General features: G+C 41.2%; 22 protein-coding genes. 12 read left to right on the top strand and 10 right to left on the bottom strand.

Annotated features, from left to right (window positions below):
• The first annotated feature begins 53 nt into the window (after positions 1-53).
• From fabF to ACFSN5_RS09150, 10 genes are all read left to right on the top strand, one after another.
• Complete coding sequence (gene fabF, locus ACFSN5_RS09195) at positions 54-1286, top strand: beta-ketoacyl-ACP synthase II (RefSeq protein WP_165329436.1); 1233 nt, start codon at positions 54-56, stop codon at positions 1284-1286.
• 6 nt (positions 1287-1292) lie between these two features.
• The gene (gene accB, locus ACFSN5_RS09190) at positions 1293-1754 is read left to right on the top strand and encodes an acetyl-CoA carboxylase biotin carboxyl carrier protein (RefSeq protein ID WP_165212313.1); all 462 of its coding nucleotides are present in this window, start codon (positions 1293-1295) and stop codon (positions 1752-1754) included.
• On the top strand, positions 1751-2173 hold the full coding sequence (gene fabZ / locus ACFSN5_RS09185; protein WP_004229915.1) for a 3-hydroxyacyl-ACP dehydratase FabZ: 423 nt from the start codon (positions 1751-1753) through the stop codon (positions 2171-2173). Before accB ends, fabZ begins: the two co-directional genes overlap by 4 nt.
• Positions 2174-2375: 202 nt before the next feature.
• Positions 2376-3743, top strand: coding sequence for an acetyl-CoA carboxylase biotin carboxylase subunit (locus ACFSN5_RS09180; RefSeq protein WP_165212315.1), 1368 nt, complete (start codon positions 2376-2378; stop codon positions 3741-3743).
• Between the two features lie 8 nt (positions 3744-3751).
• Positions 3752-4615, top strand: a complete 864-nt coding sequence (gene accD, locus ACFSN5_RS09175) for an acetyl-CoA carboxylase, carboxyltransferase subunit beta (protein ID WP_165212317.1) — start codon at positions 3752-3754, stop codon at positions 4613-4615.
• The gene (locus tag ACFSN5_RS09170) at positions 4612-5382 is read left to right on the top strand and encodes an acetyl-CoA carboxylase carboxyl transferase subunit alpha (protein WP_165212319.1); all 771 of its coding nucleotides are present in this window, start codon (positions 4612-4614) and stop codon (positions 5380-5382) included. The genes accD and ACFSN5_RS09170 overlap by 4 nt, the downstream gene beginning before the upstream one ends.
• A 267-nt stretch (positions 5383-5649) precedes the next feature.
• Entirely contained in the window at positions 5650-6822 is a 1173-nt protein-coding gene (locus ACFSN5_RS09165) for an IS110 family transposase (protein WP_398600561.1), read from the top strand.
• A 469-nt stretch (positions 6823-7291) separates the two neighbouring features.
• The gene (locus ACFSN5_RS09160; RefSeq protein ID WP_004229403.1) at positions 7292-7918 is read left to right on the top strand and encodes a hypothetical protein; all 627 of its coding nucleotides are present in this window, start codon (positions 7292-7294) and stop codon (positions 7916-7918) included.
• Positions 7919-7935: 17 nt separating this feature from the next.
• On the top strand, positions 7936-8592 hold the full coding sequence (locus tag ACFSN5_RS09155) for a DNA alkylation repair protein (RefSeq protein WP_165213174.1): 657 nt from the start codon (positions 7936-7938) through the stop codon (positions 8590-8592).
• 296 nt (positions 8593-8888) lie between these two features.
• A complete protein-coding gene (locus tag ACFSN5_RS09150) occupies positions 8889-9122 on the top strand; it encodes a leucocin A/sakacin P family class II bacteriocin (protein ID WP_165213176.1) in 234 nt (77 codons plus the stop codon).
• Between the two features lie 356 nt (positions 9123-9478).
• Here the strand turns inward: ACFSN5_RS09150 and serS are convergent, their stop codons facing one another.
• Both serS and ACFSN5_RS09140 read right to left on the bottom strand, forming a co-directional pair.
• A complete protein-coding gene (gene serS, locus ACFSN5_RS09145; RefSeq protein WP_165213178.1) occupies positions 9479-10759 on the bottom strand; it encodes a serine--tRNA ligase in 1281 nt (426 codons plus the stop codon).
• A gap of 267 nt (positions 10760-11026) precedes the next feature.
• Entirely contained in the window at positions 11027-11398 is a 372-nt protein-coding gene (locus ACFSN5_RS09140; protein WP_165213180.1) for a DUF956 family protein, read from the bottom strand.
• A gap of 210 nt (positions 11399-11608) precedes the next feature.
• Between ACFSN5_RS09140 and ACFSN5_RS09135 the strand changes: the two genes are divergently transcribed.
• Entirely contained in the window at positions 11609-11959 is a 351-nt protein-coding gene (locus tag ACFSN5_RS09135; protein WP_165213182.1) for a hypothetical protein, read from the top strand.
• Positions 11960-12506: 547 nt separating this feature from the next.
• On the top strand, positions 12507-14798 hold the full coding sequence (locus tag ACFSN5_RS09130; RefSeq protein WP_165213184.1) for a peptide cleavage/export ABC transporter: 2292 nt from the start codon (positions 12507-12509) through the stop codon (positions 14796-14798).
• A 434-nt stretch (positions 14799-15232) separates the two neighbouring features.
• On the opposite strand, the gene ACFSN5_RS09125 is transcribed toward ACFSN5_RS09130, so the two are convergent.
• The 8 genes from ACFSN5_RS09125 to ACFSN5_RS09090 form a co-directional block, all read right to left on the bottom strand.
• Positions 15233-16159: a PTS system mannose/fructose/sorbose family transporter subunit IID gene (locus ACFSN5_RS09125; RefSeq protein ID WP_165213186.1), complete on the bottom strand. Its 927-nt coding sequence runs from the start codon at positions 16157-16159 to the stop codon at positions 15233-15235.
• A gap of 14 nt (positions 16160-16173) precedes the next feature.
• Entirely contained in the window at positions 16174-16989 is an 816-nt protein-coding gene (locus tag ACFSN5_RS09120) for a PTS mannose/fructose/sorbose transporter subunit IIC (RefSeq protein WP_165213188.1), read from the bottom strand.
• A gap of 32 nt (positions 16990-17021) precedes the next feature.
• On the bottom strand, positions 17022-18023 hold the full coding sequence (locus ACFSN5_RS09115) for a PTS sugar transporter subunit IIB (RefSeq protein ID WP_165213190.1): 1002 nt from the start codon (positions 18021-18023) through the stop codon (positions 17022-17024).
• Between the two features lie 1018 nt (positions 18024-19041).
• A complete protein-coding gene (locus tag ACFSN5_RS09110) occupies positions 19042-19428 on the bottom strand; it encodes a DUF956 family protein (RefSeq protein ID WP_165213192.1) in 387 nt (128 codons plus the stop codon).
• Between the two features lie 13 nt (positions 19429-19441).
• Positions 19442-20362 (bottom strand): PTS system mannose/fructose/sorbose family transporter subunit IID, encoded by a 921-nt coding sequence (locus tag ACFSN5_RS09105; protein WP_165213194.1) that lies wholly within the window; start codon positions 20360-20362, stop codon positions 19442-19444.
• Positions 20363-20377: 15 nt separating this feature from the next.
• A complete protein-coding gene (locus ACFSN5_RS09100) occupies positions 20378-21181 on the bottom strand; it encodes a PTS mannose/fructose/sorbose transporter subunit IIC (protein WP_165213196.1) in 804 nt (267 codons plus the stop codon).
• 17 nt (positions 21182-21198) lie between these two features.
• Complete coding sequence (locus ACFSN5_RS09095; protein ID WP_165213198.1) at positions 21199-22209, bottom strand: PTS sugar transporter subunit IIB; 1011 nt, start codon at positions 22207-22209, stop codon at positions 21199-21201.
• A 276-nt stretch (positions 22210-22485) separates the two neighbouring features.
• Positions 22486-23298: a Cof-type HAD-IIB family hydrolase gene (locus ACFSN5_RS09090; RefSeq protein ID WP_165213200.1), complete on the bottom strand. Its 813-nt coding sequence runs from the start codon at positions 23296-23298 to the stop codon at positions 22486-22488.
• Positions 23299-23538 lie beyond the last annotated feature (240 nt).

Below are 23538 nucleotides of genomic sequence, written 5' to 3'. Positions count from 1 at the left end.
ATGACTAGATAGCCTGTCTATTATTATAAAAATCAAGAAATTGAGGAAGAATTATGACTTTTAATCGTGTTGTTGTAACAGGTTACGGTGTCACATCACCAATCGGACACACCCCAGAAGAATTCTGGAATAGTTTGGAAAATGGAAAAATCGGTATCAAACCTATTACGAAGTTTGATACATCAGAAATTCCTGTTCATAATGCTGGTGAGATTCAAGATTTCCCATTTGATAAATACTTTGTCAAAAAAGATAAAAACCGTATGGATATGTATTCGCTTTATGCGATCTATGCAACTATGGAAGCACTTGAGAATGCTAAGCTAGATATGGATCAAGTTGATCGTGACCGGACAGGGGTTATTGTTTCCTCTGGTATCGGTGGCCTGCAAGAATTGCAAGACCAAATCATCAGGATGCACGAACGTGGTATGAAGCGGATTCAACCAATGTTTATCCCTAAGGCTCTTTCAAATATGGCTGCAGGGAACATTTCACTTAAGCTTGGTGCTCGCGGTGTAAGCAAGTCTGTTACTACTGCTTGTGCTTCTGCTAACGATGCTATCGGTGAAGCCTTCCGTGAAATTAAATACGGTATGCACGATGTCATGTTTGCTGGAGGTGCCGAAGCTTCTATTACTAAGATTGGTATCGGTGGTTTCAATGCTCTGACTGCTCTTTCTACAACAGAAGATCCAGCTCGTTCAGCGATTCCATTCGATAAAGATCGCAATGGCTTTGTCATGGGTGAAGGTGCTGGTGTCTTAGTCCTTGAAAGCTTGGAGCACGCTCAAAAACGTGGTGCCACTATCTTGGCAGAAATTATCGGTTACGGTGCTAACAATGATGCTTATCACATGACAACACCAACTCCAGATGGATCTGGAGCGGCTAAAGCTATGCGTCTAGCCATCAATGAAGCTGAAATTACGCCTGAACAAGTTGGCTATGTCAACGCCCACGGAACCTCAACTCAGGCCAATGAAAAAGGTGAAAGTGCAGCTATTGTCGCTGTTCTCGGTAAGAATGTCCCAGTATCTTCTACCAAATCCTTCACTGGTCATTTGCTCGGTGCAGCTGGCGGTGTTGAAGCAATCGCGACAATCGAAGCCATTCGTCATGGCTTCCTGCCAATGACAGCTGGTACTAAGGAACTGTCAGATGACATTGAGGCGGATGTCATCTATGGTGAAGGCCGCAAAGCTGATGTTGAGTATGCTATCTCAAATACCTTTGGATTCGGTGGTCATAACGCTGTTCTCGCATTCAAACGCTGGGAGGACTAATTCAAGATGAATATTTCAGAAATCAAGGATTTGATGAGTCAATTTGACCAATCAAGTTTACGTGAATTTGCCTACAGTAATAATGGGGAATCTCTGGTCCTGAGTAAAAACGATACTCAGTCTATTAATCCATCCGTACAGCCTGCTGTTGCTCCGGCAACATCGGTTAACCCAACCCCAGCTGAGTCTGTAGCTGAGTCAGTACCAGCGCCTGCTGCCGGTTCTGCTGCAGAAGGTGACTTAGTTGAAAGTCCTTTGGTTGGCGTGGCTTACCTTGCTCCAGCTCCTGATAAACCAGCCTTTGTTTCAGTTGGTGATAGCGTTAAAAAGGGTCAAACTCTTTTGATTATCGAAGCTATGAAGGTTATGAATGAAGTCCCAGCACCTAAGGACGGTGTGGTAACTGAAATTCTTGTCGCCAACGAAGAAGTGGTTGAATTTGGAAAGGGCTTGGTACGCATCAAATGATGGACATTAATAAAATCAAAGAAGCTCTACCGCATCGCTACCCGATGCTTTTGGTTGATCGAGTGTTGGAGATGTCTGAGGAAGAAATTGTGGCCATAAAAAATGTCACTAGCAATGAACCATTCTTTGAAGGACATTTTCCGGAATACCCTGTTATGCCAGGTGTCCTGATTATGGAGGCTCTTGCTCAAACCGCTGGTGTTTTGGAGCTTTCTAAGGAAGGTAACCATGGAAAACTAGTCTTTTACGCTGGTATGGACAAGGTTAAATTCAAAAAACAAGTAGTACCAGGAGATCAATTAGTGATGACAGCTAAGTTTATCAAACGCCGTGGTTCTATCGCTGTTGTTGAAGCCAAGGCAGAAGTCGATGGTAAACTAGCAGCTAGCGGTACTCTGACTTTTGCTCTAGGCAAATAATCATAGTGAGTTGGCTTTTCTAGCTGACTCTTTACTAAGCATGAAAAACTCAAGTAAATAAAAGAAAGATTAGCGAAAAAATTTTTCAACTTAACAAATAGAGACTGGCTGGATAAAGGATTCCAAAGATAGGGAGCCCTAGCCAGCTAGTTTCTTTTTCAATACGAACACTTAAGTTTTGCATCTTACTGAAAGGCAGAATATGTTTAAGAAAATTTTGATTGCCAATCGTGGCGAAATCGCAGTGAGAATCATTCGAGCGGCACGTGAATTGGGCGTAGAAACTGTTGCTATCTATTCAGAAGCTGACAAAGAGTCCCTCCACGTCCTCCTAGCTGATGAGGCTATCTGTGTTGGGCCAGCTCGTTCAACGGATTCTTATCTTAATATGAATGCTGTCTTATCAGCAGCTATTGTTACAGGGGCGGAGGCCATCCATCCTGGTTTTGGCTTCTTGAGTGAAAACTCTAAGTTTGCCACTATGTGTGAAGAAATGAATATTAAATTTATCGGCCCTTCTGGAACTATCATGGATAAAATGGGAGATAAAATCAATGCCCGCTCTGAGATGATTAAGGCTCAGGTCCCTGTTATTCCTGGCTCGGACGGTGAGGTTATGACCGCTGAGGATGCCTTGAAGATTGCTGATAAGATAGGCTATCCCGTTATGCTCAAGGCTTCTGCTGGCGGTGGCGGTAAGGGAATTCGAAAGGTAGAAAAACCTGAAGATTTAGTCTCAGCTTTTGAATCAGCCTCTCAAGAAGCTTTAGCAGCCTTTGGTAATGGAGCCATGTATATCGAGAAGGTTATCTACCCTGCCCGCCATATTGAGGTGCAAATTTTGGGAGATAGTCATGGTAATGTTATCCATCTAGGAGAACGCGATTGCTCCCTCCAGCGTAATAACCAGAAGGTTTTAGAAGAAAGTCCTTCTATCGCCATTGGTACCAGCCTACGGTCGAAAATGGGGGACGCTGCTGTTCGAGCTGCTAAAGCAGTCGGTTATGAAAATGCTGGAACCATTGAATTCTTGCTGGACGAGGATTCTGGCAATTTCTACTTTATGGAAATGAATACCCGAATTCAAGTTGAGCACCCCGTTACCGAATTTGTTACTAATGTTGATTTAGTTAAGGAACAAATCAAGGTGGCTAATGGGCAAGAGCTGTCTTATGATCAAGAGGATATCAAAATCATCGGTCATGCTATCGAATGTCGGATTAATGCCGAAAATCCTAAGTTCAACTTTGCTCCAAGTCCTGGTAAGATTACAGACCTCTACCTGCCAGCTGGTGGTGTCGGTATGCGGGTAGATTCAGCTGTCTATCCCGGCTACACAATCCCGCCTTATTATGATAGTATGATTGCTAAAATCATCGTTCATGGAGAAAATCGTTTCGATGCTCTGATGAAGATGCAGCGGGCCCTCTATGAATTGGAAATTGATGGAGTTTTAACTAACGCCGACTTCCAATTAGATTTAATTTCAGATCAAAATGTCATTGCTGGGGATTATGATACCTCATTCTTGATGGAGAAATTTTTGCCAGCTTATAATCAAGAGGATTAGGAGGTTCTATGGCTTTATTTAAAAGAAAAGATAAGTATATCCGAATCAATCCTAATCGGTCTTTGAGAACGCCTGAGAAAGCAAAACCAGAAGTTCCGGATGAACTTTTTGCTAAGTGCCCTGGCTGTAAACATGTGATTTACCAAAAGGATCTGGGAATTGAAAAGATGTGTCCAGCCTGTGGCTATAACTTTCGAATTTCGGCCTCAGAGCGCTTGGCCTTGACTGTTGACTCCGATAGCTTCGAAGAAATGTTCACGGGTCTTGAAAGCAAAGATCCTCTCAACTTTCCAAACTACAAGGATAAATTGGCTGCTGCCAAGGAAAAGACGGGCCTTGACGAAGCTGTTATGACTGGAACGGCTAAGATTGATGGCCAAGACTTGGCTTTAGCTATTATGGATTCAAATTTCATCATGGCTTCTATGGGAACTGTTGTTGGGGAAAAAATCACCCGCCTCTTTGAATATGCAACAGAAAATCAGCTTCCAGTTGTTATTTTCACTGCATCAGGTGGTGCTCGGATGCAAGAGGGTATCATGAGCCTCATGCAGATGGCTAAAATTTCGGCTGCTGTCAAACGCCATTCCAATGCGGGTCTCTTCTATCTAACCGTGCTGACGGATCCAACGACCGGTGGAGTCACAGCTTCCTTTGCTATGGAAGGAGATATTATTATCGCTGAACCTCAGGCTCTTGTCGGTTTTGCTGGCCGTCGCGTGATTGAAACCACGGTTCGTCAAACCCTGCCAGAGGGCTTCCAGAAGTCTGAATTCCTTTTGGAGCATGGTTTTATTGATGCTATTGTCAAGCGGACAGAAATGAAGGAAACCATTGCTAAATTATTAGCCTTTCATGGAGGTGCCAAATGAGTGATGTTGCCCGTATTTTAAAAGAAGCCCGTGATCAAAGTCGGATGACGACACTGGATTATGCCAAGGAAGTTTTTGATGACTTCTTTGAACTTCACGGAGATCGGCATTTTGCTGATGATGGCGCCGTGGTTGGTGGACTTGCCTATTTAGCCGATCAACCTGTAACAGTCGTAGGTATTCAAAAGGGGAAAAATCTCCAAGATAACCTCAACCGTAACTTTGGCCAACCCAATCCTGATGGTTATCGTAAAGCCCTTCGCTTAATGAAACAGGCTGAAAAATTTGGCCGTCCTGTTGTGACTTTTATCAATACAGCAGGTGCCTATCCAGGCATCGGCGCAGAAGAGCGCGGACAAGGAGAGGCTATTGCCAAGAATCTGATGGAAATGAGTGATCTCAAGGTTCCGATTATTGCTATTATCATTGGTGAAGGAGGATCAGGTGGAGCCTTAGCGTTAGCTGTCGCTGACAAGGTTTGGATGCTGGAACACACAATCTATGCTATCCTCAGCCCGGAAGGCTTCGCTTCTATCCTTTGGAAAGATGGCTCCAGAGCCACTGAAGCAGCTGAATTGATGAAGTTAACAGCTGGAGAACTTTACAATATGCAAGTCATTGACAAGGTTATTCCAGAGCATGGATACTTCACCAGTGAAATTGTTGAAAATATCAAAACTAGTTTGGTTGAAGAGTTGGATCGTCTCAGTCAACTTCCCCTAGAACAGTTGTTGGAAGAACGCTACCAACGTTTTAGAAAATTCTAATCACAAGAAAAGCTGAAAAGTCTGGGCAAGACATCCATGATGGCTCCGCCCTCACCCACAGAATAATGAAAACGGACACACAGCCCTCACTAGGTGTATAATCTTAGTGAGGGCTTTGTGGTTGACGAGTTAATGATTCTAGTAATCGAGGGCAAAACTGATCCACTCTACTGACGAGCACCCCAAAATATGCGATAAGCATGAGTATAAAAATACGACTAAAATTCGGTAGATAAGCTCTCTTATTTTAGGAAGGAGGGAATTGTCATGGATGTTCTCTATCAATCTTGTGCAGGTATTGATGTCCATCAAGCCAATATTGTTGTTTGTATTTTACATGGGTCACTCACCTCAACTCGTCCAAAGCGTGAGATGGCAACTTTTGATACAACAACTAAAGGCCTACGTGCTTGCCACGATTTTCTTAGACAATTTCATGTGGAAGCCGTTGGTCTGGAAAGCACCGGTGTTTATTGGCGACCTGTCTGGCATGCTCTATGTGATGACTTCGAGTTGATACTCGCTCAACCAGCTCACATGAAGGCCATTCCGGGTCAGAAAACCGATAAGAAAGATGCTCACTGGATTGCTAAATTAACACGGATTGGTCTGCTTCCTCGGAGTTTCGTTCCCGATGAAACCATCCAAGAATTGAGAGAGTTGACCAGACAACGAAAACATTATGTGGAAAGCCGTAATCGTGAAACCAATCGTATTCATAAAATTCTTCAGTCAGGCGGCATTAAGATAACGACGTATATCGAAGATATTATGGGTGCTTCTGGTCGTCATCTCCTTCAACTATTGATTGATAAGACGCCTATTACTCCTCGCATTGTCCATCAATCAGTTTATACCACCTTGAAGAAGAAAGTGCCACAACTTCTGGAAGCCTTGGATGGTTATTTCTCTGACCATCATTGCTTTATGTTAAAGCAGTCCTTGGAGATTTATGATTTTTATCAGAAGCAGATTGAGTTGTTGGAAGAGCGAATCAATAGCTATCTATCACAATACGAGAAACAAGTAGAAGTTTTGGATTCTATTCCTGGTATCGATGTGATTACAGCTTCTGTCATCATTTCTGAGGTTGGTGTTGACATGAGCCAGTTTCCAACTGCTGGACATTTAGCCTCTTGGGCAGGACTTTGTCCTGGTAATAATGAGAGTGCTGGCAAGAAACGCAGTACCAAGATTCGACATGGTAATTCCTATTTGAAAAAATGCTTATGTCAAGCCGCTTTTGCCGCTAGGAATCAAAAAGGAAGTCCCTTAGTGGAACGATTTTATCAGATTCAAAATCGGCGTGGTCCACAGAAAGTAACAATTGCCCTAGCACATCAATTATTAAAAATAGCCTATATCCTCTTAAAAGGACAGATGACTTATTCTGAATTTTTAGCACAGAAAAAGACTACTAGGGACGAGCTAGTAGTCTAAATATAATTTTTTTCGCTTTGATTATATCATAGGGAGGGAATTTTTGCATTCTTTGTAGTTTTCGTATAAAAAATTTGTCCAGGCTTTCTGCTTTGGAATAAATTTTTGACGCAGTAGTTGGGAGTAAGAATTGTTAGTTATGCCAAGAGTCTTACCCCTGCACAGTTCATGAGGGGCTAAAAGCACCTCATAAACCGCTGCTGATTGGAAGTTCTTATCTTGGGGCGTAGTTCCATTTTTAAGCGCCCTCTTAAACAGTCCACAGGACTGTTTAACTACCACGCAAGGTTAGGTCAAACAGTTTGGGGAACTTTTGAAGGTTATCTAATCTGATGAACCTTGTTCATCTTATTTCCAACCTCAAAAGGGTTTCCCAAACCTTTTAAGCTGTGCGGGGATGGGAATGTAACCCAAAATTTTGGGGTTGATCCCACTTCCTTTTATCGCCTCCTAGTATTATAATAAACCTATGTTAACCGCAATCAATAACTATCTGGCTTATCAAGGCCAAAAATATATCAAACCTGAAAAATCAGGGACGCAAGCTTCTGCTATGCAGGATTTGCGGATCTTGGCTCAAGCTGCTCGTCAGGAATTCGCTGAAATCAGTCAAGGACTTGCTCAGCGAGTAGCACCTTTTGAACCTGAACGGGTCAGTCAATGGATGAATCAAGCTCAGGTCTGTCGGCCTCATTTTTGGTGTTATTATCGTCTACCTTCTGATAGCCCAGAGGATGTAGCTATAGCCATTCGCCTCTATGGTCGCAAGGATAACTTTGGTATCTCGGTGGAGGTCAGCTTTGTGGAGCGCAAAAAATCAGAAGATACCTTGTCCAAACAAAACAAGGTCTTGGCAGTGCCAATTGCTGAACCTCTTTACTATTTTGCCCAAGAAGCTGGTGTTAGCCGAAAAGTGGAGGGGAATGAAGAAAACCGATCCAAGCTGCAAGAAGCTGTCGAATCAGGAACTGTCCGAAAGGTACTGGTCAAATATGATATTCCTATAGAAGTGGGAACGTCTCTAGATTCACTAACAGATCAGCTGACCTTGGGGGTTGATCGGGTTCTACCTTACTATGATGCAACGAAAAACTAGAATTTACGAAGAAATAAATGGATTATAAAGAATTAAAAGCTCTTTTTGAAGCCCACCAAGACCCTGAAAATGCCCTTGCCATGGCTAAATACATGCGCAATCAGTTTCGTTTTTATGGTTTGAAAACAGCTGATAGGAGGGCTCTTTACAAGGGCTTTCTTAAAGAAGCAAAGAAAAAACAAATACCAGACTGGCAGTTCTTGAATCAATGCTACGAGGATAGCCACCGAGAACTCCAGTATTTTGTTTATGACTACCTGCTGGCACTGAACAAGTATTTAACCTATGAGGATATTGCTCATATCCGTCATTATATCAAAGACAAGCCGTGGTGGGACACCATTGATTTTCTATGCAAGGTAATCGGCAGTATTGGCTTGAGAGATGACAGGGTGGCTCCTTTAATGTTAAGTTGGTCGCAGGATGAAGATCTTTGGATCAGAAGGACGTCTATCGAGCATCAGCTTGGTCTAAAAGAAGAGACCGATAGAGACCTGCTGGAAAAAATTCTCCTTAACAATTTCGGCAGTCAGGAATTTTTCATCAACAAAGCTATAGGCTGGGCCTTGCGGGATTATTCAAAGACCAATCCAGATTGGGTCAGGCAGTTCATCGAGAAATATGGAAATCAAATGTCTTCCTTAAGCGTAAAAGAAGGCAGCAAGTATCTTTAAATAAGAATGCTGACTATCAAAAAAGCCAGACGGTCATTAGGACGTCTGGCTTTTTCTCATGTGCATAGCTAATAATAAAATAATATCGACAGTTTTCCATTAATAGCAGAAATAGCATAATCTGTAGCATTATTTTCATTTGAAATTAAAAATTCTTTTTCTTTAGGGGGCAGTAACGTAGGTATTTAGTTTCATTAACAATGACGCTTTAGGGGTTCACAGGCCAGCTAAAAAATTTTATAATAACGGCTGTCAGGTAAAAAACTGGCAAATAAAAATAAAAGAGGTATAATCTTATGACAACTCAAACATTGGAACAATTTGACGCAATGACTGTTCAAGAACTGGCTGCTATTGAAGGTGGAGCCACAGTTGAAGATGATGGATCAACGTATTATGGTAATGGACTGTATTGCAGCGAAGATAGAGGTTGCTGGGTAGACACTGGCCGCTTGCTTACTTCTCTTATAAACAATATCCCCGCCCAATGGTTTACTGGTGGCAAATCTGGTTGGAATTCCAACTATTAATTTGACCGCTTCAGTATTAGTGGTTGAATCCAAGTAAACACAGCACTAACGCTTAGTTGCCATACTTCAATTTAACTATGAAAAACAAAAAGAAGCGAATTGATTATATTATTGGCAAAATAGGCTAAGATACTTGTCTAGATTAAGAGGCTATCAGAAAAAAGACATCATTTATCTTGATTCTAGAGAACAGCACAGATTTTCAACATTGTAAATACTAGGCTGTGGTTACGAAGAGTTTCTATAAGAAAAGTAAAGATGGAGCAGTTGATGCTTCATCTTTTTTATAAACTTTATTAGCGCTTGCTTAAAAAAAAACAGATCTCCAAATTTGGAAATCTGCTTGAACTAGCTTATTAATGGTTATCAACAATCACTTCAACCCCACCCATATAAGGTCGGAGGACTTCAGGGATAGTGACAGAGCCGTCTTCATTTTGATAGTTTTCAAGAATGGCTGCGACTGTGCGGCCGACAGCTAAGCCTGAACCATTGAGGGTGTGGAGGAGCTTAACCTTGCCATCAGCTTCGTCGCGGTAGCGAATTTGTGCACGACGCGCTTGGAAGTCTTCACAGTTAGAGCAGGACGAGATTTCCCGGTAGGTATTTTGCGCTGGAATCCAGACTTCAAGATCATAGGTCTTAGCAGCTGAGAAGCCCATATCACCAGTACAAAGTGTGATCACGCGATATGGGAGCTCCAATTTCTGAAGGATGTTTTCGGCATTAGCCACCATCTGCTCTAATTGATTATAAGAGTCTTCTGGTTTAGCAAACTTAACCATTTCTACTTTGTGGAATTGGTGTAGACGGATCAGTCCGCGTGTATCTCGACCAGCAGAACCAGCTTCTGAGCGGAAGGATGGACTCATCGCGGTAAATTTAACAGGCAGCTCCCTACCGTCGATGATCTCATCGCGGTAGAAGTTAGTCAAAGGAACTTCAGCTGTCGGAATGAGGACATAGTCGGAATCGGCTAGCTCAAACGTATCCTCTTTGAATTTCGGATACTGGCCAGTACCAAACATAGAATCGTGGTTGACCATGTAAGGAGGAATCATTTCTGTGTAGCCTTCTTTAGCATGCTCATCTAGCATAAAGTTGTAGATAGCCCGTTCTAAACGAGCTCCTAAACCTTTGTAAAAGAGGAAACGTGACCCCGTAACTTTAGCACCGCGTTCCCAATCTAGAATATTTAGGTCTTCTCCCAGGTCCCAGTGTGGTTTAATTTCGAAATCGAAGTTGCGTGGCACTCCCCAACGGCGGACTTCGACATTTTCATCTTCATCTGCCCCAACTGGTACATCAGCATGTGGCATATTAGGCAGGGTTACAACGATATCGTTGAGCTCTTGGTCAACCTCAGTTAGCTCCGCATCAATAGCCTTGATTTGAGTTGAAACTTGCTGCATTTCAGCAATCTGATCGGAAGCATCTTCCTTGTTGCGTTTGGATTGAGCGATAGCAGCAGAAGCGATATTGCGGTGTGCCTTGAGTTCTTCGGATTTGACTAGCAGATCACGGCGTTTAATATCTAATTCCTTGAGCTGGTCCAAAGTTTCAGACTTGACTCCGCGGTTGGCCAAGTTTTTAGCAACATCGTCAAAATTTTGTCGGATACGTTTTAAATCTAACATAAGTCCTTCTTTCTAAATAAAAAGCACAGCTAGCATTTTGTTGGAGTGCCTGAGGCACGGTTCCATCCAACTTCACTAGCTGTGCACTTGATTGCTATTTGATTGAGTGATAACGGTAGAATTTCGATCAAACCTCTTTATCTGCTCGCAGCATCCGCAGACTTTCTGGAAAAGCTGACTGACCTACTTATCCGCTGTCCTCATTATATAAGAAAAGACTTAAAATGTAAAGACTGGGTATTTATTGACTCCTTCAGCTGCCTCACTTTACTTCTTGTTAAAGCGGCTTGTAATTTCTCCCCAAATCTTTTGCCCCAAAGTAGGGAGTCTGACAATTTTATCATTGCCAATCTTTTCACGAGCTACCTTTAAAATCTTACCAGACTCCTTAGAGGCAAAGAGGAATTTTCCTTGTTTGGTAAAAACTTGAAAATGACGGCTGATTTTACGACCGGAAACATTAGCCCCAATCTTTTCTACCGATGTCCAGGGAATTTGAATATTGTCTTCTGGATTGTTGTCGTTGTAGAATTCCAAAGCTTTGTCGCCAACCATATACTTGCCGACCTTGTTACCCATGCCCATGTAAAAGACACCAGTTGTTGCTAAATCTACCGTGTGATTAAGTGATTGTGCCATAGTTCCTACCTTATGTATTTTTATCTATTATACCATACTCATCTTTTATTCAAAAAATCAAATAAATATCTACTAAAAGAATAATTAAAATAACAGAATGTTAATTAAAAGATTTCAGTGATGCTAAAAAATAATAAAATATCCATAAAATCATGCTATAAGTTATTTTTAATGTTATACTAATGGACATAATTAAAAGGAGGAAATACTATGAAATGTCAAGCATTTGAAGATTTTAAAGCTACAAGTTTGGATAAGTTGTCTTGTACGACGGGTGGAGCTACTGATGGCGAAGTTCTAGCTAATCGGATGGTACAAGGTAAAGCAAGTAATGGCGAAATTGCTATGTATACTTGGAACATTGTTAAAGATGGTTGGGTAAATTCACTCATGTCTTGGGGTACAGGAGGTTATAATAGCTCTGTAGGTTATAATCCTAAAGGTAACCAAGGTTTTAGGAATTATTCATACGATGTTTCTACAGGTTCAGATAGTAGCAGTAGTAGTTCAAGTAATGGTGGTTATGTTAATTATAACCAAAGTTTCAATTCTGGATGGTAAATTTATCGTGATGGGAAGACCTTTTTATAGAATAATTAGCGATTGATAATTTTACTTGTGCAAGTAGCTAAAATCGAATATAACAATTTTTCAAGGATGCAGCTTATCTAGGAAACGCTGTAATTTATACCTGGCAGGATTGTTTAAAGTGCATGTGAGAAAATTGTAAGTAGTATTATTAGCACATATTCTGGTGCAGGCAATACCCTCCTGCTAACTTAGGTTTAATAATTGTGGGTACGATGTAACAAGAGATTCATTAGGTGGTTTATTCCATGCTCAGGAGCTAATAATCTTCTGAGCATGGGCGGTATAATCCATAGCGAGTCAATGATGCAATAATGGCTAACTAACAATACATCAATTCTAATATGAGCACTAGCCTGACTCTGACTATACAGATGTCAGGCTTTTTGTGAATAGTTTGTTAAGGATGCCCCTAAAAACTCTTTTTTTAATCAGAAACTTGATTTAACAATGTTTATGAGTATAAAACAAAAAGAAGTTTTTGAGCTTTCTAGGAGCCTTTGAGTAGAAGGAATGATATATGAACACATTTTCTTATCTTCTTTTGACTGTAGTTTTAGTATTATTAGTCAATGTATTCTTAAAATTTATAAAATACTTTTTTAAAACAACTCCAGCAATGAATAAGGAAAATTCTAAGAAATCTTCAAATTTTTTGTGGAGTCGAACTAGACGTTTTAAGTTTGTTCCTCAAATAGATAATAGGGATTGTGGTGCTGCGGCTCTAGCCTCTATTGCCAAGCATTATGGCTCAGATTATTCTTTAGTTCATTTACGTGAACTGACAAAGACAGACCGACAAGGAACTACAGCATTAGGAATTATTGAAGCAGCTAAGAGTATCGGTTTTGAAACACACTCTCTAGATGCTGATATGTCTTTATTTAGTTACGATGATCTTATCTATCCTTTTATTGTTCACGTTGTTAAAAATGGTCGTCTGCAACATTACTATGTTATTTATGCTAATGAAAGAAACCACTTAATCATTGGTGATCCTGATCCCAATGTGCAAGTTACCCGTATAAGCAAAGAAAAATTTAAGTCCGAATGGACAGGTGTAGCAATCTTCTTCTCCCCAAGAGATGATTACCAGCCCCAAAAGGACAAGAGAAAAGGACTAATAAGTTTTATACCATCTTTTTTAAAGCAGAAGGGTCTCTTGTTTTATATTACCATGGCTAGTCTAATAGTTACTCTAGTTGATATTACTGGAGCCTTCTTCTTACAAACAATACTGGATGAGTATATTCCAAGTCAACAAATTTCAACTTTAGGTCTCATCGCTGCAGGATTGATAATAACTTATGTTGTTCAACAGGTAATAGCTTTCGCTAAAGAGTACCTATTGATGGTATTAGGACAAAGACTGACAATAGATATTATACTTTCCTATCTAAAGCATATTTTTATTCTGCCTATGTCTTTCTTTGCAACTAGGAGAACTGGGGAAATTACATCTCGTTTCACGGATGCCAATCAAATTATTGATGCTATGGCATCGACAATTTTTTCAATTTTTCTAGATTTCACGATGATTATTATAGTTGGGGGAGTACTTCTGATTCAAAATGCTGTCTTATTTTATCTTGCTCTCATTTCTATACCAATCTATATTATGATTATTTTCTCATTTATGAAAATGTTTGGCTACTTAAATTATGAAGTGATGGAAAGTAGCGCAATGATGTCCTCATCTATCATAGAAGATATTAATGGAATAGAAACCATCAAATCTTTGACTAGTGAACAGACTAGTTACCAAAGAATTGACAAAGAATTTGTTAATTTTCTAGAAAGATCTTTTAAATTATACAAGTATGGAGCTATTCAAAACTCAATTAAAACTGCTACAAAGCTAATTTTGAATGTAGTTATTCTTTGGTATGGAGCACGCTTAGTCATGACTGGAAAAATTTCAGTGGGACAAATGATTACATTTAACGTGCTTTTAGGATATTTTTCAAACCCGATTGAAAATATGATTAACTTACAGATTAAACTCCAATCAGCCCGCGTGGCTAATACCCGTCTCAATGAGGTTTATCTGGTGGAGTCCGAGTTTGAAAATGATGGTGAGCTCTCTGAAGACAGCTTTTTAGATGGGGATATTTCCTTTGAAAAATTGTCCTACAAGTATGGCTATGGCCGTGATACGCTGTCCGATATCAACCTGACCATCGCGAAGGGCTCTAAAATCAGCTTGGTTGGGCCATCCGGCTCTGGTAAGACAACCCTAGCGAAGATGATGGTCAACTTCTATGAGCCCAATCGCGGGATCGCTCGGATCAACGGTTACGACCTCAAGGTTATCGATAAGACAGCTCTGCGGCAGCACATCAGCTACCTCCCCCAACAAGCTTACGTGTTTAGTGGGACCATCATGGACAACCTGACCTTGGGAGCCAAGGAAGGCACGACTCAGGAAGATATTATCCGCGCTTGTGAACTCGCTGAGATCCGCTCAGATATTGAACAAATGCCTTTGGGGTATCAGACCGAACTGTCTGATGGCGCAGGTGTCTCGGGCGGCCAGAAACAGCGGATCGCCTTGGCACGTGCTCTTTTGACCCAAGCTCCGGTTTTGATTTTGGATGAAGCTACCAGCAGTTTGGATGTCCTAACGGAAAAGAAAATTGTTGATAATCTCATGGCCATGACCGATAAGACGATTATTTTTGTAGCTCACCGTTTGAGTATTGCGCAGCGGACAGAGCGGATTATTGTTATGGATCAAGGAAAGATTGTAGAGACCGGTAGCCATAAGGAACTGTTGGCGAATAAAGGCTTCTATTACACACTGTTTAACTAAAGAGCTCCCAATTAAGTGAGGAATAACAATGAGAAGTTTAAATAATTAAAAAGAGAGAAGAAAAAGTAAAAACAAAAGGGAAAGATAAAGAAGGAGCAACAGTATAAACGAAACAAAGGAATGAGCTTCTGATTTTTACTGTCAGAGAAAAGTTTGGTAATATGTGTCGGCTTTCCACTAAGAAATGAAATCTTAGGTGATAATCAGAGTCAAGCTTTTTATCAGATAGTAAAATATAATGTGACGCATTAAAATAAAGAATACTATAAAAAGGCCACTTAATATTAAAAATGAAAGTGGCCTTTGCTATGTGACAAAATCATCTGTTTCAAAATATTAAACCCCAGATAGTGGATTTTGGCTGAATCCATTATCTGGGGAAGTTTATCTTGTTAACTAAAAAATTTAAGACAATCAGTAACCTTACATTAATCTTACATTAATCCAATAACATGAGCAACAATACCTACGATGAAAAGTCCGAGAATCATTACGATTGGTGAAACTTTCTTCTTGAGTAACCACATACAAAGTAGTGTGAGGAGAAGAGCCATCAAACCTGGAAGTAATTTATCCAATTGGTCTTGTAAAGTTTCCACTTTAACGTTAGTAAGACTCAAATTATCTTTGACACCTTGAAGAATCTTTTGGAGTTGACCACTATGAATAACTTCGCTGTCTTTAGGAAATTCTATATAAGTAGCGCCATTGTCATTTGTTAATTTAGTAGATGGGAGCTTCAGTGCAAAGTTAATTGTTACCCAACGTTGAACAAGTGCACCGATGACAAACATACCTAGAATAGAAGCCCCTTTGGTGATGTTTTTAAGGATACCACCTGAAAGGTCCTTTGTGATTTCTGTACCTGCTTTATAGCCAAATTCTTGAGTATACCAGAGGAAGGCCATACGGATGATATTCCAAGCAAGGAAGAAAATAATTGGTCCTAAAATATTTCCTGAAATAGCAAGAGAAGCACCAAGTGCTCCAAGTGTTGGACGAAGAACAAACCAGAAAACTGGATCACCAATACCAGCCAAAGGGCCCATCATGCCAATCTTAATTCCTTGAATAGCAGCATCATCTACTTCTGTACCATTTGATTTTTCTTCTTCAAGAGCAAGTGTCACTCCTAAAATAGGAGCAGCGATATAAGGGTGAGTATTAAAGAACTCCAAGTGACGCTCAAGTGCAGCGGCACGATCTTCTTTATTTTTATAGAGTTTCTTGATTGATGGAATTAAAGCATATGCCCAACCTAAGTTCTGCATCCGCTCATAGTTCCAAGAACCTTGCAAGAAAGTTGAACGCCACCAAACTTTACGGCGATCAGATTTTGATAATTGAATTCTTTCTGACATTATAATACTCCCTTCTAATAATCTTCTAGGATATCGCCGATCGGATCGTCTGACCCAGTATTAGCGTCTCTGCTATCGCTACTACCCGCTTGATTAGTAATGCCAATATAAATCATAGCAAGCGCTACACCAACCATACCTAATCCAAAAAGAGTAATTTGTGTATCAGGAATAGCAGCAAGAACAAAACCGATAATAAAGAATGGCCAAACTTCTCTCGTCGCCATCATATTAAGAATCATTGCATAACCGACAGCGACAACCATGCCACCTCCGATAGTCATACCATCAGATAACCAACTAGGAATAGCTTCCAGTATTGATTTAACATGATTAGCAGGAAGTGCAAGCAATAAAGCAACAGGAAGGACGATACGAAGACCTTGAAGAAGAAGAGCAAAATAATGTGAACGCTCAACTGCCTTAATATTACCGTTCTTTGCGGCCGCATCAGCTCCATGGACAATACCAATTGAAACTGCACGTACTACCATTGTTAACGCAAGACCAGCAATTGCAAGTGGTACCGCAACACCATAGGCGATGGTAATTCCTTTTTGTGAGAAATCTCCGCCTTTAATCATAACTACTGCAGCGGCAGTTGAAGCGAGAGCAACATCTGGTGCAACTGCCGCACCAATATTTGCCCAACCAAGAGCAAGAAATTGTAAAGTTCCGCCAAGCATGATACCTGCAGCGGGTTGACCAGCGGCTAAACCAATTAAGGTACAGGCTACTAATGGTTGGTGGAATTGAAATTGATCCAAGATGCCATCCAATCCCGCAAGGAATGAGACGATGAGGATCAAGATAATAGAAATAACTGACATTATTCTAGTTCCTTTCACTATTTATATTGAACTTACTGAACATTTGCTTTTTTAATCAAATCAAAAAGATCTTTTGGTGTATCTCCGGATACTTTACGAACATCGAATTTTATACCAAGATCACGCAATTTTTCAAAGGTTGCTACGTCATCCTTGTCCATTGATAAAACGTTGTTAACCATCGTTTTTCCAGTTGAGTGAGCCATGGAACCAATATTAAGTTCCTTGATTGGAACTCCTCCTTCAATTGCACGAAGAGCATCTTGAGGTGTTTCAAAAAGAACCAAGGCATGTGTATTGCCAAAACGTGGATCTTTAGATGCTTCAATCAATTTCTTGATTGGAATAACGTTTGCTCTAATCCCGTTAGGGGCAGCCTGCTTAATTAATTCCTTACGCATTTCATCTTTTGAAACAGCATCAGAAGCAACAATAATCCGATTAGCTTTAGAGGCTGGCGTCCAATTAGTTGCCACTTGACCGTGTAGGAGACGTGTGTCCACGCGAGCTAAATTAATTTTTAGCTTACCATCTCCAATGACGGTTCCTTCTGGGATAGCACCGGAAGGATGCTGTCCGACTGGTGCCGCAGCACCAGCTGCTGGAACAGCCTCAGCGGGAGCCAGCTCTTCAGGAAGCGGTTTGATACCATCTTTTGCTTCCTTAATGATATTTGCCGCTACTTGATCAACACCTGCATCAGCCGCCATCATGCGCTCTGTGTAGGCCTGAATCAACATTGGCAAGTTTAGTCCTGTGATGATAGCGATCTTGCGATCGGTCATTTCACCCATGACACGACTGGCTTGGTTAAATGGCGAACCAGACCAGAGGTCAGCTAGGACTAGAATTTCATCGTCAGCCTCAAAATGTGCGATAGCGTCGTTGAAGTGTCCATAAAGGTCATCAGGCCCTTCGTTTGGCATAAAGGTTACAACTTGAACCTTCTCTTGCTCACCAAAAATCATGGAGCCCGATTGGTGGATACCTTCAGCGAATTTACCGTGGCTGGCAATAATAATACCGATACCCATTCTTGATTTTCCTCCTTTTTATTTAGTTATCCCCGCACTCTTCACTAATCTCTCCCTTGACTTTTCTCTCGGAGCTTAGGGACAGTCAAGAACAAGTCTATTGTAAAACGCTTTCAGAGAAAAGTCAAGGTTATTTGATGAAAAAAATCACATATTTTCAAAAAACGTCAAAAGCTCTCAAATGAAAGGAAATTCTAAGGGATATAAAATCAACTGTTTTCATATAACTATTTGATTTTTGCTTATTTTATGATAGATTTTGGAAATTCTTACAAGAAAATTTTTCCTAACGGTCTGACTAAACTCCCACTTTTGATGGATTGAGAATAGGAAAACAGCCGTGATAGCTTAGTCCTCACTTATAAAGTATTGTAATCTCTGAAGATTACGTATAAAAAATCGATAAATCATCATAAGATGACGATTTCAATTTTCTCCGATCTTCCATTGAAGACTCTGAGCACTGTCACTCTCTTATTTGAAGGCGCCAAACTTTGGCTGTCTGGGGATAGACCGCCAAACTCCGCTGGAGCATTTCAATCTCACCTCCGCACAACTCCAAAGGTCCGGGGGACCTTTGGAGGTTGGAGATAAGATGAACGGTGTTCATCACATAAGGTCTGGGAGACCTTGTGAGGTTGGAAATAAGATGAATAAGGTTCATCACATTAGATAACCTCCAACAGTTCCCCAAACTGTTGGCGCTATCACTTGTGTGGTAGTTAAAACAGTCCAGTGGAGTGTTTAAAGGGGCGCCTGAAAATAGGAATGCGCCCAGGACTTCCAATTAGCAATGGTTCAGTGGTGCTAAAGCACCTAATGAACTGTGAGGACAGGGCTTCTTGGCATGGTCAACAAGTCTTACCCCTAACTGCGTCAATGTTTATTACTGCACAAAAGAATTAAGCTTTGGAGTTTTGTCCCAAGCTCGTCTGTATTGAGAAAGATTATCACTGGTATTTTTCATGATAATAAAAAGGAATTGAAAACCAATTGAGATTTTCAACTCCTTACAATTTTACCTTTTCTTAGTAATCAATCGAACAAGATCTTTAAATCGTTGTTTCAAAATTACGCCGACACTTGGTGCCTTTCTTAGGCTTTCACGAGGAATCCGTTGCTGAATAGCCTTGAGTGTTTCTCGGCTTTGACGGCTGGCAAAACGCAAGCGTCCATTGTGCTTGGTACGAACCTCAAAGCGTGGAATATATTTACCACCAAAGTAGATATCAGCAACCACATAGGTAACTTCTGTCCAAGGAATCTGAATATAATCCTGTAATTTAGTTTCGTTATAAAACTCGAAAGCCTGATCGCCGACCATGATATTGCCGTAAATAGGCCCTTCCCGGAACCAAGTGCCCTTTGAGGTGTGATCCATTTTTGTATTCAGCGATTTAACCATGGGATGCCTCCAATTAGATCAAACCGATAACATGGGCAACGATAGCGACAACAAAGATTCCCAAGATAATCAGAATTGGAGAAACTTTTTTCTTAAGTAAATACATACACAAGAAAGTTAAGCCAAGAGCAGCAAGACCCGGAACCAATTGGTCTAAGTTGTCTTGCAGGGTGGTTACCTTGTTGATATCCAAGGATTTACCATTACCTAGATTATACTGGATAAGGGCCTCTTTAATTCCCTTAGCACCAGATGGGATTTTACTCCAGTCGATATAAGCTCCAGGTTGTTGTTTAACAGTTGAGACAACAGGTGTGAAGGTAATGGTTACCCAACGTTCGATAAGGGCACCGATGACAAACATCCCCATCATAGAAGCACCACGTGTTACTTGTTGGAGGAGATTCCCTGACAGGTCGTCAGTAATAGCAGTTCCGGCTTTGTAACCAAACTCTTGAGTGTACCATTTCACGACTGCTGCCATGACATTCCAGAGAACAAAGAAGAGAATAGGTCCGAGAACGTTACCGGAAACGGCCAGGCTTGCTCCCAAAGAGAGAAGGATTGGGCGAAGTGTAAACCAGAAAAGTGGGTCACCGGCACCGGCAAGAGGTCCCATCATACCGACTTTAACCCCAGAAATAGCAGCATCATCTATATTAGCTCCATTAGCTCTTTCTTCTTCCAGAGCCAGGGTGACACCAAAGATTGGATTAGCCATGAATGGATGGGTATTAAAGAATTCCAAGTGACGTTTAAGAGCAGCCGCCCGTTCTTCTTTAGAACTGTATAGTTTCTTGATAGCAGGGATGAAAGTATAAGCAACCCCACCGTTTTGCATCCGTTCATAGTTGAAAGAACTCAAAAGAAAGTATGAGCGGATAAATGTTTTAATCCGATCTGATTTTGTTAGAGTAATTTTTTTATCAGCCATTATAGGTCCTCCACATTAAAAGTCTTCTAAAATTTCACCGAGTGGGTCACCTGAACCACCGCCGTTATTTGAAGATCCATTAGATCCGCTAGCTTCGAGGGCGAGGAAGAGGAGAGCAAGACAGGCACCGATGATACCTAAACTGATCAAGGTGAGTTGTTTGATGGCAGCCAAAGCAAAACCAATGAAGAAGAATGGCCAAACTTCACGGCTAGACATCATGTTGATAACCATGGCATAACCAACGGCTACGACCATTCCGCCACCTAGGGTCATTCCAGTTGTGAGCCAGTCGGGCATAGCTTGAAGCCCACTGCGAACAGCCTCAACTGGCAGTAACAGCAGTAAAAAGGCAGGAATGGCAACACGTAGTCCTTGTAATCCCATTCCGATAAAGTGCCATCTTTGGATACCGGCGATATTAGCCGATTCAGCAAGCCCGTCCATGATATGTGCGATAAAAGCAGTAGCTGTCCGAACAAACATGGTTAAAGCTAGTCCGGCAACAGCCAGAGGAACGGCCAGACCGATAGCAGTTCCGATTCCTTTGGCCCCTTGTCCACCAAGCATCAGAATGATGGCAGAAGCGACGGCAGCCAGAGAGGCATCTGGTGCCATAGCTGCACCGACATTGGCCCAGCCCATGGTGATCAACTGAAGACTTCCTCCTAGCATGACACCGAGTTCTAAGTTACCGGTTACCAATCCAATAAGTGAACAAGCAACAACGGGTTGGTAGGTTTCAATTTGGTCGTTAACAGAACTACACCCGATAATAAAGGCAACAATAACGACTAAAATGATTTGTATGGTACTCATTTATGTATCCTCCAAGATTATGATTTTTCGGCTAATTTCTTTTCAGCCGATTGAATAAGAGCGTCAATATTTGCAGGGCTGTCAGCTGGTACACCGCGAACATCAAATGCCACGCCCATAGCTTGCAATTCCTTAATAGCATCAACATCGGTTTGGTCAAATGATAAGGCCTTGGTGACGTTGACTTTCCCTTCTTTATAGGCAGAAGAACCAAGGTTGATTTCCTTGACTTCGACTCCAGCCTTGATAGCTGCTAGAGCATCTTCTACCGATTCAAAAAGAAGCATGGCACGTGTATCACCGAAGCGAGGGTCGTTGTTAGCTTTAACCATATTTTTGATAGGAATAACATTAACCATCACCCCGCTCGGAGCAGCTTGTTTAATCATATTAGTACGCAGTTTATCGTGACAAACAGTATCAGATACAACGATAATACGATTAGGATTTGTAGAGTGCGTCCAGCCTGTGGCTACCTGCCCGTGAAGCAGACGGGTGTCAACACGCGCTAAAACGTAATCAATCTTTCCGTCTCCTAAGACAGTTCCTTCTGGAATGCTTCCTTGAGGAACAGAATTTTCAGCAGGTGCTGCCTCAACCTTTCCCTCTTCTGGCGTGAGATCTTGCGGAAGGATTTTGACACCTTCCTTAGTCTCCTTGTAGATGTTTGCGACAACAGCATCAACACCCCCATCAGCAGCCATCAAGCGCTCTGTATAGGCTTGAATCAGCATTGGCAAGTTGAGACCTGTCATGATGACGATCTTGCGTTCGGGATTTTCCTCCATCAGACGGCTGGCCTGATTAAAAGGTGAGCCTGACCAAAGATCGGCAAGAACAAGGATGTCATCGTTAGTTTCAAACTTTGCAATGGCATCTTGGAAATGTTCATAGAGGTCGTCAGGACCTTCATTGGGCATGAAAGTGACAACTTCAACCTTCTCTTGCTCCCCAAAAATCATAGAGCCAGATTGGTGGATACCCTCAGCGAACTTTCCGTGGCTGGCAATAATAATACCGATACCCATTCTTGATTTTCCTCCTTTGTAAATAGTTTCTCTGAGAGACTTTTCAAATTCTTTCTCTCAGAAATCCAAGAATACTTCCATTATAGATAGCTTTTAGTTAAAAAGCAATAAAATCTTAAGAAAAATCAGTATATTTAGCTATATTTTCCAAAAACAGTCAAAAAACATCAAAAAAAATTCAAGAATTTAAGTAAAAACAATAATCTCATTAAAAAATCAGATCCAGTTTCTAGGGACCTGATTATTTTTTTGATATACGCATGCTTCTTAAGACACTTACAAGAAGAGTTCGGCTAACTGTTTGGCAACGCCATCTTCATCATTACTGTATTTTGTCCTAAAGTCCGCAAAAGGGAGAAGGGTATCGCTGGCATTCTTCATGGCATAGCCTTGGCCAGCAAAGGCTAACATTTCGGTGTCGTTATGCTCGTCGCCAAAAGCAATCAGATCATCTTTGTCTTTGCGCAGCCGCTCTAGCAGATATTTTAAAGCAAATGCCTTGTTGACACCTTTTGGAGAAAATTCCAGAATATTAAGAGGGCCGCCCCAAGAATCCACTTCTAACTGGTTATCGAAGTGCTGACGAATATCCTGAGCAAGTTGATACTTGTCGGCAGCGTGAGTCTGCATGAGCAGCGCATTGGGATCGCGGGTGATTTTCTCAGGTTTAAGCTCCATTTTATTGATGATTTTTTTGACCCCAAAGATTTCTGGCGGAATCAGCTGGCGATTTTCCATCGTAATATAGAAGTGCTTACGATATTCACTGGCGAGAAAATCTGTTTCAAAGGTTTGATAATTCTCCAGTACATCAAAGAGATATTGTTTATCAATTCTCCTACTGAACTCCCCAGCCCATTTAGTCTCAGGGATATGGGTTAGGGCACCGTTGAAATTAATCATAGGACCACCTAACCCCAGACGTTTGTAGGGAGCGATGGACATTCGATAAGGCCGCCCTGTTACAATGATAACTTGGTGACCTTGGCTTGCGACCTGCTTGAGGATCTCTACGGTATAGTCTGAAATGGTATTGTCACTGCGTAAGAGTGTTCCATCTAAATCTAAGGCGATAATCTTGTTAGTCATGTCTCCTATTATAGCAGAAAAGCTTTCTGGGACCAAAGCTCGGCAATTTTCCAGAACCAGAGCGGCTTTTTGTCTGCTGGCAGGGAGCGTTCAATCTTGATAAGTAAAGGGGATAAAAAATTGACTAAAAATATTGATTTCCGAACATTTATCATATATAATAGTTATATCGTTCAAAATAATCGAACGAATTCAGGGATAACCATGAGGTTACCTGCAAAATTACTATCTTTTGGAGGA

This window comes from Streptococcus tangpeifui, from assembly GCF_044503215.1.
Lineage (GTDB): Bacteria > Bacillota > Bacilli > Lactobacillales > Streptococcaceae > Streptococcus > Streptococcus tangpeifui.
This window is presented reverse-complemented; position numbering and strand designations above follow the sequence as displayed.